Raw genomic sequence first — 13,206 nt, 5'->3', positions numbered from 1 at the left:
CTTGCTTTCCCGATCGCCTGGACGGCGCTGTGCGCCGGCAGTGCCAGCAGGATGAGCTGGAACGCAAGGTAGACAAATATAAATAAGGTAGCACTGGGCGTCAACATGGTGCTGAAATGCGGGTTGACCTCTACGCCTCTGTTGGGTGGAGCGCCTACACCAACCACCCTGACTTAGACACTTTCACCCAAGCTCACTGTGTCGCAGGTCATTCTATCTATAAGCGTGGGCTCTCCTCTTTCTAGTATCGAAAGCAAGAAGGGCGCACCACAGCGAGGTGCGGTAAACGATACACGCGGAAAGGATGAGGCAATGACTGCCACCTCCACCGGGCAGCGCACGATTCGCGGCGCCGTCCTAGAAGAAATCGGCGCAGCCGAACCCTACGCTAGCTCCAAACCCATCACCATCTCAGATATCCAGCTAGATCCGCCCGGCCCCGGCGAGCTACTCGTTCGCATCGAAGCCGCCGGTCTCTGCCATTCAGACCTGTCGGTGGTCAACGGCAATCGCCCCCGCCCCGTCCCCATGCTTCTGGGGCACGAGTCAGCGGGCATCATCGAAGAAGTGGGGGAGGGTGTCACCGACTACGCCGTTGGCCAGCGCGTCGTTATGACCTTTCTACCCCGCTGCGGCGAATGCTCCGGCTGCGCTTCGAACGGCAAGACCCCCTGCATCCCCGGCACCGCCTCCAACACCGCTGGAACCCTCCTCTCCGGGGCCCGCCGCCTGCACCGCGGAGGCCAGGACGTGCAGCACCACCTGGGGGTCTCAGGGTTCGCAACCTACACTGTGGTTGACCAGCGATCCGTGGTCCCCGTGGGCAGCGACGTTCCCGCCGACGTTGCCGCCCTGCTCGGGTGCGCCCTGCTGACCGGTGGCGGCGCCCTACTCAATGTGGCTAAGCCTGAGAAAACCTCCCGTGTAGCTGTGGTAGGCCTAGGGGGCGTGGGCATGGCAGCCCTCATCGTGGCCCGCGCCCTGGGCGTTGAAGAGGTCGTGGGCGTAGACATGCAGCCCGACAAGCTTGAGATGGCCAAGAAGCTGGGCGCCACGGACGCGGTCACCAGCCCGGACGCCCTCGCTGCGGCTGCTGATGGGCGCAAGTTCGATGCGGTGATTGAGGCGGCGGGTCACCCTAAGGCTCTCGAAACGGCTATCAAAATTACCGCGCCCGGCGGCATCACCGTCACCGTGGGCCTGCCAGCTCCCGGGTCTGAAACTGTCATTGACCCGCTGGTGCTGACCGCTGAGGCTCGCACCATCGCCGGTAGCTACCTGGGCACCTCGGTGCCCTCCCACGATATTCCGATTTATGAGCAGCTCTGGCGCGAAGGCAAGCTCAACGTAGAGGGTCTGATATCAGCTCATATTGAGCTGGACCAAATCAATGAGGCCATGGACGCTCTCCACACGGGCCAGGCTCTACGCCAGATTATTACTTTCTAACCGTTCAAAGACACAACCCTAAAGGAACAACACCCCATGTCACATATCTACGACGCAATCATCATCGGCGCTGGTTACGGCGGCCTGGGCCAAGGTGCCCAGCTCATGCAGGACGGCATCACTGACTTTCTGATTCTCGAGAAGGCTGACCAGGTGGGCGGTGTCTGGCGCGAAAACACCTACCCCGGCGCAGCCTGCGACACGCAGGCCGTCATCTACTGCTACTCCTACTTTCTGAATCTGAAAGTCAGCCGCATGTACGCGGGGCAACAGGAGCTGCAGAACTACCTGAAAGAGCTAGCCACTGAATTTGGCCTTGATGAGCGCATCCGCTTTAACACCGAGGTCACCAGCGCCACCTGGGACGAGGAGCGTAAGCTCTGGGTGATTAAGACCGATACGGGTGAAGAACTGCTGGCCCGCACTCTCGTTGCCGCCTGGGGCCAGCTTTCAGAGCCCAATATTCCTGATTTCCCCGGCACCGAGACCTTCGAAGGGGAACGCTTCCACTCCGCCCACTGGCGTCACGACCTTGATTTGACCGGCAAGCGTGTTGCCTCCATCGGCAACGCTGCCACAGCGGTACAGTATGTACCCGAAATAGCCAAGGTAGCGGCCCAGGTGACCGTTTTCCAGCGCTCCGCCAACTACATCCTGCCCCGCGACCAGCACATCTTCACCGCAGAAGAGACCGCTGAATTCGTTGAGAACCCCGACTCCTACCGCAAGATCCGCCAGGAAATCCACGATTTCCGAGAGGCAGGTTTTGAGCGTACCCGCCGTGGCACCGAGGCCTCAGCCGAGGGTGTGGCCCTGGCCCGCGAGCACCTCGAGAAGCAGATTAGCGACCCGGTTCTGCGCGAGAAACTGACCCCTGACTACGACTATGGCTGCAAGCGCATCCTGCGCTCAGACGAGTTCTACCCGGCCCTGACCCGCAACAACGTTGAGCTGGTCACCGAGGGAATCTCAGAGATTACCCCTACCGGCATCAAGACCAGCGACGGCGTAGAGCGTGACTTCGACGTGATCATCTACGCCACCGGCTTCAAGTCCCAGGCCTTCGGCCGCAGTACCGTCATCACCGGTACCGGCGGCCTGACCCTGGACGAGCGCTGGGGAGATACCCCCGAAGCCTACCTGGGTATGGCCGTAGACCACTTCCCCAACTTCTTTATGATGTACGGGCCCAACACCAACCTCAACCACAACTCAGTGGTCTCCATGCTGGAGCCCGCCCAGAAGTACGTCGTCCAGGCCATCAAGCACCTGCAAAAGAACCCCGACCAGCCGCTTGACGTGCGAGAAGAAGTCATCAACCGCTTCAATGACGAACTGCAGGCAACCCTGGCCGGCTCAGCCTTCTCATCAGACTGCTCCAGCTGGTACAAAAACGCAGCTGGCCGTGTGATCAATAACTGGGGCGGAACCGTCAACGAGTTCGTTGAACTCACCGAAACCCTCAACCTCGAAGACTACGGCTTGACCGCCTAAAACGTGCTCTGGCAGGACGCCGGGCGGGGCTTACCTGCCCCGCCCGGTCTTCTGTACACCCCGGCGCCACCCACCGGTGCCCTGACCCTAACGAAGGGAGAAAACCATGACCACCTACCCGCCGCTAGCCCGCGATGCGGCAGCTCTGATTGAGGCCTTTCGAGCTGCCGGTTCGCCTTCCTTCCACACCCTAGAGCTTGAGACCGCCCGCACAAACTACCGGGCCTCCTGCGCCAAGAACGGAATCCCGGCTGAGCAGATGGCTCAGGTGAGAGACTTTGATCTGGGGGACTTCTCGGTGCGTCTCTACGTGCCCGGTGAGGTTGCCGGGCCGACCCCGGTCATCCTCTTCTTCCACGGAGGCTGCTGGGGCATCGGCGACCTGGATACCCACGACGGGCTCTGCCGGGCTCTCGCCGCGGACGCCGGGATCCCCCTGGTTGCCGTAGACTACAGGCTTGCCCCTGAACACCTCTACCCGGCAGGCCACGACGACTGCCGCGCGGCTCTCGCCTGGCTGACCGGTAGCAGTGAGCACGGGCTGGCCGTCAGCGGGGTAGTCCTGGCAGGCGACAGCGCGGGCGGCCACCTGGCAGCCGTCCTGGCCCGGGAAAACACTGCGGCAGCCACTCCGGTTCTGGCCCAGATTCTGCTCTACCCGGTGCTAGATCTGACCATGAGCAGTGACTCCTACCAGCGGGTCACCGAGGGTTACCCTCTTGTTGCAGAGACCATGCGGCACTTTACCGTAGCCTACGTGCCAGAGGACTACGACCTTGCCAGCCCCGAGCTCAGCCCGGCCCTGGCCGAGGTGCCTCAGGGCCTGGCCCCCGCGTACATTGTGACGGTAGGGCACGACCCGCTAGCGGACGAAGGCATCGACTATGCGGCCAAACTCGCCCGCGCCGGCATCGAGGTGAACAATCACCACCTGCCGGGCTACGCCCACGGGCTCTTCACCTCTGCGGGAATCCTGCCTGCGGGGCGCGACGAGATTAGAGCCGCAGCCGCCTTCATCCGGGAACGAGCCTACGCCTCCCACTAATCCACGCGGTCACGCAGAGCCAGCCAGAGCGGGGCAAAAACATCTGGGTCATTCAAATCAATCCCCAAGAGGCTCTGCGCGATGTCAATCCGGTGCCGCACCGAGTTGCGGTGCACGCCTAGCTCGCGGGAGGTAGGCTCCCACTGACCCCGATTACGCACATACGAGGCAACCGTTCCTAAAAGATCAGAGCGGTCATAGCTCTCTAAGGTGGCGACCCACTCCTCGGCCCGTGTGCGATCCTGGTTCCCTGCCCGCGCGAAGACCCCGGGCTCGCCCCGGCGCAGGCCCCTCCTCACGGCGTCCATAGCTGCCGGTATCTCGTGCAAGAGCACCGCCTCGCCCATCACGGCTGTCAGCGAAGAAGCCCTGCTCCATTCAGCGGTAGCGGCCCGTTTATGAGCGGTTGCCGCAGCCTTCTCAGCAACCAGCAGGTAGAGAACACCGCCCTCGTACATGCGTAGCTGGGTCTCCTCAAGAGCGGAATCTAGCACCGGGACGCCCGAGGCCCTCTCCAGCAGGGGCACGAGCCGTAACCACTCAGCCGAATCTTCACCGATATCGCCCCTTACACCCACAACATGCATACGAGCCGGAAGCTCCCCGATACCGACGTTCTCAGCAAGTAGCCGCGCGGCGTCCGCGTGCCCGTGCGTGAGCAGACGCACCACAGCTGAGCCCAGCGTGGCAATACCGGCGGCGTAGCTCTCCCGCTGGCGGATTTTCATGAGCAGGAGCATACAGACCGTGGCCACAACCTGCGCATCAGCGGCGGTAAGCTTGCGGGGTGACCCTACCATCAGCTGCCCGTAGTTCTTCTCTCCCGAAGCGACCGGGTATTTGAGAACGACCTGCCCATTGAGCTCATAGGTCACCGGCGCGTTCACGTTCACCCGCTGTGTGCGGCCCCCAATCTGCTTAAATTTCTTCACATAGACCTCGGCAGTTTCGGGCCACATGACGTCGGGCCCGGCCGTGGCGGGGATGTAAGCCGCCCAGCCCCCGATAAACTGGCCCAGCCGGCGCAGAACTGCCACGACCCCGTCCGGGCGCACTACCTCACGCACCAGGGCCGTCTGCAACCCCAGGGTGCGCTTGAGCTCTGCCTGCCCACCCTCACCAGCTAGGCGCCAGTAGGTGCGGGTAATCTGCTGGAAGGTTGCCTGCTCAGGCACGACCAGCAGTTCGAGGCCCTGCCGGGTGCATTCAGACTCAAGCTCAACGGGAACCTCCGAGAAAACCGGGCCGATACCAAAGCCGAGGGCACCTACCTGCCGGGCCACCAGCCGTTGTACATAGTCAGAAAGGGGTTCTGAGGAATGTTTAAAGGCCATACCGGTCGTGAGGAGCAGCTCCCCGCCGTTGAGGTAGGGGGTTGGGTCAAGCAGCTCAGAGAGGTGCACACCGTTCAGAGCACGAACGGGTACCTGAGCACCCCGGTGTACGGGTACCAGCTCGGCGGGTAGTTCCTGATGAAGATCGTGAAGTGAGACCATGGTCATATTATCCAGTGATAAGGGGGCCACCGGCAAAACTGCACACTCTTGGGCGAGCCCCCATTTCTACGATGAGCCTATGAACGAAACCTCAAACACAGCCCTACCCCAAAGCCGCCACCTCGAAACCGAGATTCCCGGCCCCCGCTCCACCGAACTCCACACCCAGCGTCTACAGCACGTCTCCGGCGGCTTCGGCGTCGCCCTGCCCGTCTTCGTTGAGCGCGCTGACGGCGGAATTATTGAGGACGTCGACGGCAACCGCCTCATCGACTTCGCCTCGGGTATCGCCGTCACCAGCCTGGGTGCCTCCAACCAGAAAGTGGCCCAGCGCGTTGCCGCTCAAGCCGAAAAGTTCACCCACACCTGTTTCATGGTCACCGAGTACGACTCCTTTACCCGGGTCTGCCAGTGGCTCAATGCACACACCCCCGGTGACTTCGACAAGCGCACCGGCCTTTTCTCTACCGGCGCCGAAGCGGTAGAAAACGCCGTAAAAATTGCCCGTGCCTACACCGGTCGCCCCAACGTCCTTGTCTTTGACGAGGCCTACCACGGCCGTTCCCTGCTCACCATGGCTATGACCGCCAAAGAAAACCCCTACCGCCTAAACTTTGGCCCCCTGCCCGGTGAGGTTGTGCGCGCGGCATCTGCTAACCCCCTGCGCCCTGCGGCCGGGGGAACCACCGACGAAGAAATCACCGCCAACGCACTTGCCGCTGTTGAAAAAACCCTGACAGAACGCGGCCCCGAGACCTTCGCCGCTATGGTCATTGAACCCATCCAGGGCGAGGGTGGCTTCATCGTTCCTGCCAAGGGCTTTTTGCCCGGCCTGCGAGCCTTAGCCGATCAGTACGGCATTGTTCTGGTTATCGACGAGATTCAGGCCGGCATGGGCCGCACCGGCACCCTCTTTGCCGCAGAGCACGAAGGGGTGGCTGGCGACCTGGTGCTCTCTGCCAAGGCCCTGGCCAATGGTGTGCCCCTCTCAGCTGTTACCGGCCGGGCTGAGATTATGAACGCCCCGCACGCCGGTGGCCTGGGCGGCACCTACGCCGGCAACCCGCTTGCCTGTGAGGCTGCGCTGGCCGTTTTTGAGCAGCTTGAGGACGGTGCTGTGCTTGAGAACGCTCGCATGATTGAGCGGGTAGCCCGAGAGGTTCTTGAACCGCTCGTTGACGAGACCGGTATCGTAGCCCAGGTGCGCGGGCGCGGCGCCATGCTGGCGATTGAATTTGCGGACGCCTCGCTAGAGCCCCTGCCCGAGCTGACTAAGGCGGTCTCTGCCGCCTGCCACAACCAGGGCGTCATCACTCTCACCTGTGGCACCCACGGCAACGTCCTGCGCCTGCTACCTCCGCTGGTGATTGGTGAGGAGTTGCTGCGTGACGGGCTGAACGTGCTGCGCGAGGCAATTCTTGCTACTAACAGGTAAGTAGATAGGCCTTCACCCTATTGTTTCTCTCGTGGGCCTGCTCAAGGGGAGGGGCGTGGTAGCTCGGGCTGGGGTGTGAAGCAAGAAGGTCTGTGGTGAGGCTGAGCCCTTCAGCGACCTCATCGAGAGAGCCGAAAGTGGCAATGACCTGGCCACCGGCCTGGGTCTCAGGTCAGCGCGGGCCTGGGTGAAACTCAGACACAATTTGTTTGCTGGTGAGAGCTCCCTGCCTTTCTAGCCGCTTGACGGCAGTGTAGAGGGTTCTTTTTCGAGGATTGCCAGCACGATGAGATCGATGTGGCCATGGGTGGCGTCTGCACCAATCACGGTGTCCCTTGCTGTATGGCTATCAGCGTACGACGTCTAACGTAGTACGACACGAGTTGTGTGGACCTGCTTAAATGATTGCCCACCCCTCCTTTGTATATCCATACGATATGCGGATATACAAAGGAAAGGTAGGCAGTCCGCCGTATAGCCTGTACAGGTTAGCGGGTAGCTAGCACCTGCGCGATAGTCTCCAGGGCCTCCTCATTCTGCAGGGATGAGGTGTCGCCTAGCGCCCGGCCCTGGTAGAGCTCACCGAGCAGGCGGCGGGTAATCTTACCCGACCGGGTCTTGGGGATATCGGCCACCGCAATGACGTCCTTGGGCTTGGCAATCGGCCCAATCTCGTGGCGGATATGCTCGGTCAGGGCCTTCTTCAACTCCTCGGCACTCAGCGCCCGGCCGGCCTCAGAGAGAGTCACGTAGGCAACCGCCTGGTGGCCGGTCAGCTCGTCCTCCACCGGGCAGACCCCTGCCTCCACCACAGCCTCATGGGTGACCAGGGCAGACTCAATCTCAATGGTCGACAGGCGGTGGCCCGAAATGTTAATAACATCGTCGATACGGCCCAGAATGTAGACATCGCCCTCCTCATCGACCTTAGCGCCGTCCCCAGCCAGGAACCAGCCGCGCTCGCCGTAGTGGCGCCAGTAGGAATCCAGGTAGCGCTGTGGGTTGCCCCAGACCGTGCGGGCCATGGAGGGGCCAATCTTATCGACCACGATAAAGCCCTGGACGCCAGGCTCAACCTGGTTCCCCTGCTCATCGACCACGCGGGTTGAGATACCCGGAACCGCCCGGGTCGCACAGCCGGGCTTGGAGCCGGTGCGGGGGGCGTCGTCCGCAAAGGTGCCAGCGGGCGCAAACTGGGGGTCGTGCGGACGCGGCGAGCACACGGTTGAGCCGGTCTCAGACTGCCACCAGGTATCGATGAAGGACGCGGTGCCCCCGCCCACGTGCGCGCGCAGCCAACGCCAGGCCTCGGGGTTGATGGACTCACCCACCGACCCCAGCAGGCGCACCGATGAGAGGTCGTACTTGCTCGCCGGCGGGCCGTCGGGGAAGGCTCCCATGAGGGAGCGAATCAGCGTAGGAGCGGTGTAATAGTTGGTGACCCCGTAGCGTTCAATTACCTCGAAGTGGCGTTCAAAGGTGGGGGTGTTGGGAGTGCCCTCGTAAATGACCTGGCTGACGCCGTTGAGCAGGGGCCCGTAGATTTCGTAGGTGTGGGCGGTGACCCAGGCCAGGTCGGCGGTACACCAGTGAACGGTATTCTCAACCTTGGCGGGGTCGTTGACGGTTGCCAGCTCGTCCACGCGGCGCTGGCCCTGCTCGTCCTCAATCTCGGGGAGCAGGTCGAAGAGCAGGGCGTGGGTGTAGGCCACCTGGGTCAGGTAGCCAGCGGACGTGTGCACCAGGCCCTTGGGCTTACCGGTCGTGCCGGAGGTGTAAATGATAAAGAGGGGGGTCTCAGCGTCAAAGAGCTGGTAGTCGTGGGTGTCAGGCAGGTCATCGACCAGGTCGTGGTACCAGATGTCGCGGCCCTCAGTCCAGGGCACGGCGGCGTGGGCTTCGGGGGTGCCTGCGGTGCGGTCGATGACGATGACGTGCTCGATCTGGTTTTCACCCGAGCAGGCCTCATCAGCGGTAGCCTTAACCGGCACGACGGTGCCACGGCGGTTCTGACCGTCGGTGGTGATGAGCACCTTAGCCCCGGTATCTTCTACCCGGAACTTGAGGGCCTCGGCGGAGAAACCGCCAAAGACCAGGGAGTGGATAGCACCAATACGGGCGCAGGCCAGGGTAAAGATAATGGTTTCAGGGATCACCGGCAGGTAGATGACCACGCGGTCACCCTGGGTGACGCCCAGCTTCTCCAGGCCGTGGGCAGCCTTGGCGATACGGCGCTGCAATTCAGCGTAGGTGATAGCCTGACGGTCACCGGGCTCACCCTCAAAGTAGAGGGCCACCTTATCGCCCTTACCCGCTTCGACGTGGCGGTCTACGCAGTTGTAGGCAACGTTCAACTTGCCACCTTCGAACCACTTAATCTCGGGCACGGTGAACTGCTCGATACCCTCCTCGTCAAAACCCAGGCTCTGGGGCTTGGCGAAGGTGTGGGGGTTGGCCTCATCGAAGAGTTCGCCCCAAGTCAGGCGGGACTTGGCCTGGTCTGCCCAGAACTGCACGCGGGCCTCATCTGAAATCAGGGCCGGGTTGGGAGTTGGGGTGGAAGGGTCGGTGTAAACAAAGGTGGCAGGTGCGCCCAAGGGTATCTCCCATCGGTAGCTGGCTGTAGCACCGGCGCCGAGATGTGAACCTGTAACCCTTCGATAACAGTCGAATGGGGTGACCGCGCTGTGCCCCAGCTGAGTGCTCTGCGGCCCCTTAGGGGCGAGCAGCTGGTGCATGCGGACGCGCGGGTTCGGCTTCTCTGCGTGGTTGCTGCGATCGTCGTAGAGCCAGGTCTCTCGTATCGCTCGTGATGGACAAAATCTCTTTTAGGTTAAGGGCTTCTTCCTTCTGCCGCCAAACCCTTCCCACTCTTTGACCTGTGTGACGCCTCGTGACGCGCCCGTCCGTCCTGCCTGTTCTTGAATGTAGCGGCAATTGCCATCTGCACGAGAATCGTTCGCGCTGATGGCAATTACCGCCACACTCAGTCCGTTGCAGCACAAGTCTCACGCCGTACTCCTAGCGAACCCCAGCATTGATCAACAGCGCACGGAAGTTCTCGGGCGACCGCATAATATCGTCCCAGGTCACGCGTAACACCCGGTACCCGAGTTGCTCAAGATCCCGCTGGCGCTGCTTCTCGCGGCGAATTACCTGAACCGGGTTTCCATGACTGCCGTCGTATTTCACGTTGCCATCAACCTCCACAATGACCCTAAACTCCTCCCACAGAAAATCAGGACGGTAAAGAGAACTGCCCACTCGGATACTTACCTGCTCCTGAGGCGGGGTGAATCCCCACGTCACAATGCGGTAGCGGGCAATAGTTTCTGCGGGAGATTCAGCTTTATCACTCATCAGCGCGGCTACCGCGCGGGCAGTACACACGCCCTTGCCCTTCAGAAGTGAGATCCCTTCCCGTACCTCTTTCATGGAGACCAGCCCCCGGTTCAGAAAATAATCAGCAACGCACAGGGCATCAAGGCAGGGGAGCGTCATGGCGCAGTCGAGCACCGTCTGTAGCGGAGAAGTAACGAAGGCTCCTCGGTGGAAGGTGCTTTTAGCGCATATATCTTCACGCCCTCTACTGACGTGCACCTGCGGCCGTGATCGTACCGTGGGGGCAGGGTGGCTCACCCAAATTTTGCGCGGAAGCCGCAGTAGGGGCGCGCTCCACCAAAGCGCTGCGGATACATGGCTGAGCACGTAGTGTTGGTGCGTTTTGATGAAGCTAGCGTGGCGGGCTTTGACGCGGGTTTCCTCGTCCCATTGCACCCATTGGTGGGCGTCAACATAGGCGTTGGGCATAATGCGGATTAGTCTGCCTTGAGCGCAGCGTCGACGGACAGTAGAGGGGCTGATACCCTCGTGCCTTAGCTCGTGGGAGGTTTTGATGTCGTTGAAAAACTGTTCCATGGGAGAGACTTTTGCCCTGGAAAGCTGACATGGCAAGAGCCTTGAGCAATCTGTGGATAACTTTTCGCCTAAACCAGTGAGTATTTGCTGCAAGCGATTAATGTGTCGTGAAGGTGACGCGGGTGTGCGGTTGTGGGGCTTTAGCGGTGGTAGCGTTCGTGAAGGTAACGCTCATTGCCATTAGCACGAGAATCGTTCGCGCTGATGGCAATGAGCATTACTCTCAACGGTGAGAGGCTTAGCTACGAGCCTCTAGCAGGTGCTCCGCCAGGCCGTACTGGTCTGGGGCACCCAGGTGTTCGCGTAGGGTCTCGCCCTCGTATTCGGTGTGGAAGAGGCCGCGCTCCTGCAAAATGGGCACAACCCCGTCGACGAAGGCGTCAATGCCGTCCTCGTAGACATCGGGTGAGAACCAGAAACCATCGACGGCCCCGGCTTCGAACCACTCGGTCATGTGATCGGCGGTTACCTTGGCCGGGCCCATGGGGGCCGGGTGGTAGTCGATGATGCCGTGGTAGAGGATGTCGCGCACGGTCCAGCCCTCGCGGGCGATCTCTAGGGCCTTGGCTGAGCGCGGGTCGCCGGGGTTGGGCTGGGCGTAGGTCAGGACGCCGGGGTCAATGGGCTGGTCCAGGTCTGAGCTGCTGAGCGGAATGCCCAGCATCATGCCCAGGTAGCCTACGCGCTGGTGGATCTGGGGCTCCACCAACAGGCCGCGCCGGTCGAGAGCCTCGCGCTTGGTGGGGGCAATGGTGGGCATGATACCGGCGAAGAACTTGATCTCATCGGGGTTGCGCCCTGCTCTTTCGGCGGCGTCTCGCACTGCCTGGCGCTGCTGAATTGAGTCTTCGATGGTGAAGGTTGAGCCAATGACGGCGTTGGCGTAGAGCCCGGCCATGGCCAGGCCGTTGGGGGAGCCGCCTGCCTGGAAGATGACGGGCTGGCCCTGCTTGGAGGGCGGGATCGGCAGGGGGCCTGCGGACGCCACGTAGCGGCCTTGCGCGTTGATTGGCTTAATCTTGCTGCGGTGGGCAAAGACGCCGGTCTCGCGGTCGGCGACCCAGGCGTCCTTGCCCCAGGAGCCCCAGAGGGCCTGGACGGTCTGCACTACCTCGTGGGCCCGCCCGTAGCGTTCTGCGGAGGACTTCATGTCTTGCCCAAAGTTGGCGGCGCCGCGGGGGTCTGAGCCGGTCACGGCGTTCCAGCCGATACGGCCGCCGCTCATGACGTCCAGGGCCTTGAACTGGCGGGCCAGGTTGTAGGGTTCGTTCCACTGGGTAGGGGCGGTTGCTGCTAGCCCGATGCGGCTGGTGTCCCGGGCGATGGCGGCCATGGTGACGATGGGGTCGAGGGTAAGCTGCGGGGCGACCTGGTCTGAGGCCTGGGATTCATTGGGGAAGTCGGGGAAGAAGAGGAACTGGAAGAGGCCGCGTTCAGCCTTTTGGGCGTAGCGTACGTGGGAGTCGATGTTGGCGTAGTTGTGGGGGTCTACGCCGGGGAAGTTCCATGCTGTGACCTGGGCGCCGTAGCCGTTGCCCAGCTGCATGCCGATGAGCATTTTCTTGTGTGCCATGATGCTTTCTTTCTAAGTGGAGATATTTTCCGTTTATGGGCAAAACTATACGGAGGTATTCTCCACTTAGCAAGTGTAGGATGGACACCATGACCGAAAAGACCCCCACCGCCGCCCGCAAACCCCGCGCCGATGCCGTCCGCAATCGAGAAAAAATCCTGGAGGTAGCCAGCGCCGCCTTCGAGCAAGACGGAGTCAATATCTCTATGGACGCTATCGCCCGGCAGGCGGGGGTGGGGGCCGGTACCCTCTACCGCAACTTCCCCAACCGGTCGGCCCTGATCGCGGCGGTGCTTGAGACGCGGGGCGTGCAGGCCCCTGAGTCTGCTGCCGATTCGCTGGCTCGCGGGGAGAGCGCCCTGGAGGCTCTGCGGGCCTGGCTCGATGCAACAGCCAAGTGGTTCCAGACCTACGAGGGCCTGACCGACCCCATGCGGCAGGCTGTAGAAGAAGCGACAAGCCCCCTGGGCATGGCCTGCCACAACGTGATTGCTCAGTTAGACCAGCTACTGGCGGCTGCCCAGCAGGAGGGGAACGTCCGCCCCGGCGTTACGGGGCGCGATCTCTATCTGGCAACCCTGGGCATGGCCTGGGCGGCTCAGCACTCAGATAATCCCGATGCCCTCTATGACCTGCTGGCTCGGGGTTGGCTGACCCTTTCCGCCGAGAACTAGCTGCCGAAAGTAATCGAAAGCTTCATCTGCGCGTTCAAAGAACACGCAGATGAAGCTTTCGATTACATTGGTCGGAGCAGTTGCCGGGCTGGCAGAGAAGACCTGCACCTGCCCTTACCCCC

At 61.9% G+C, this 13,206-nt stretch carries 9 protein-coding genes; 5 read left to right on the top strand and 4 right to left on the bottom strand.

Annotated features, from left to right (window positions below; genetic code table 11):
- Positions 1-312 precede the first annotated feature (312 nt).
- The 3 genes from L6966_RS04740 (at position 313) to L6966_RS04730 (ending at position 3,988) form a co-directional block, all read left to right on the top strand.
- Complete coding sequence (locus tag L6966_RS04740; protein WP_237232971.1) at positions 313-1,449, top strand: zinc-binding dehydrogenase; 1,137 nt, start codon at positions 313-315, stop codon at positions 1,447-1,449.
- Positions 1,450-1,485: 36 nt separating this feature from the next.
- A complete protein-coding gene (locus L6966_RS04735) occupies positions 1,486-2,943 on the top strand; it encodes a flavin-containing monooxygenase (RefSeq protein ID WP_237232970.1) in 1,458 nt (485 codons plus the stop codon).
- 106 nt (positions 2,944-3,049) lie between these two features.
- On the top strand, positions 3,050-3,988 hold the full coding sequence (locus L6966_RS04730) for an alpha/beta hydrolase (protein WP_237232969.1): 939 nt from the start codon (positions 3,050-3,052) through the stop codon (positions 3,986-3,988).
- On the opposite strand, the gene L6966_RS04725 is transcribed toward L6966_RS04730, so the two are convergent.
- The gene (locus L6966_RS04725; protein WP_237224233.1) at positions 3,985-5,484 is read right to left on the bottom strand and encodes a PucR family transcriptional regulator; all 1,500 of its coding nucleotides are present in this window, start codon (positions 5,482-5,484) and stop codon (positions 3,985-3,987) included. The genes L6966_RS04730 and L6966_RS04725 overlap by 4 nt on opposite strands.
- Positions 5,485-5,563: 79 nt before the next feature.
- On the opposite strand from L6966_RS04725, the gene L6966_RS04720 reads away from it, so the two are divergent.
- Positions 5,564-6,919, top strand: coding sequence for an aminotransferase class III-fold pyridoxal phosphate-dependent enzyme (locus L6966_RS04720; protein ID WP_237232968.1), 1,356 nt, complete (start codon positions 5,564-5,566; stop codon positions 6,917-6,919).
- 488 nt (positions 6,920-7,407) lie between these two features.
- On the opposite strand, the gene L6966_RS04715 is transcribed toward L6966_RS04720, so the two are convergent.
- The 3 genes from L6966_RS04715 to L6966_RS04705 all read right to left on the bottom strand — a co-directional run bounded on the left by L6966_RS04715 (position 7,408) and on the right by L6966_RS04705 (position 12,410).
- A complete protein-coding gene (locus tag L6966_RS04715; RefSeq protein ID WP_237232967.1) occupies positions 7,408-9,516 on the bottom strand; it encodes an AMP-binding protein in 2,109 nt (702 codons plus the stop codon).
- 424 nt (positions 9,517-9,940) lie between these two features.
- The gene (locus tag L6966_RS04710; protein WP_237232966.1) at positions 9,941-10,837 is read right to left on the bottom strand and encodes a DUF559 domain-containing protein; all 897 of its coding nucleotides are present in this window, start codon (positions 10,835-10,837) and stop codon (positions 9,941-9,943) included.
- 238 nt (positions 10,838-11,075) lie between these two features.
- Positions 11,076-12,410 (bottom strand): NtaA/DmoA family FMN-dependent monooxygenase, encoded by a 1,335-nt coding sequence (locus L6966_RS04705; protein ID WP_237232965.1) that lies wholly within the window; start codon positions 12,408-12,410, stop codon positions 11,076-11,078.
- Positions 12,411-12,499: 89 nt separating this feature from the next.
- Here L6966_RS04705 and L6966_RS04700 point away from each other — a divergent pair, with 89 nt between their 5' ends.
- Positions 12,500-13,084, top strand: coding sequence for a TetR/AcrR family transcriptional regulator (locus L6966_RS04700; RefSeq protein ID WP_237224239.1), 585 nt, complete (start codon positions 12,500-12,502; stop codon positions 13,082-13,084).
- Positions 13,085-13,206 lie beyond the last annotated feature (122 nt).

This window comes from Rothia nasisuis (assembly GCF_928381405.1).
In the GTDB taxonomy this organism is placed as follows: Bacteria; Actinomycetota; Actinomycetes; order Actinomycetales; family Micrococcaceae; genus Rothia; species Rothia nasisuis.
This window is presented reverse-complemented; position numbering and strand designations above follow the sequence as displayed.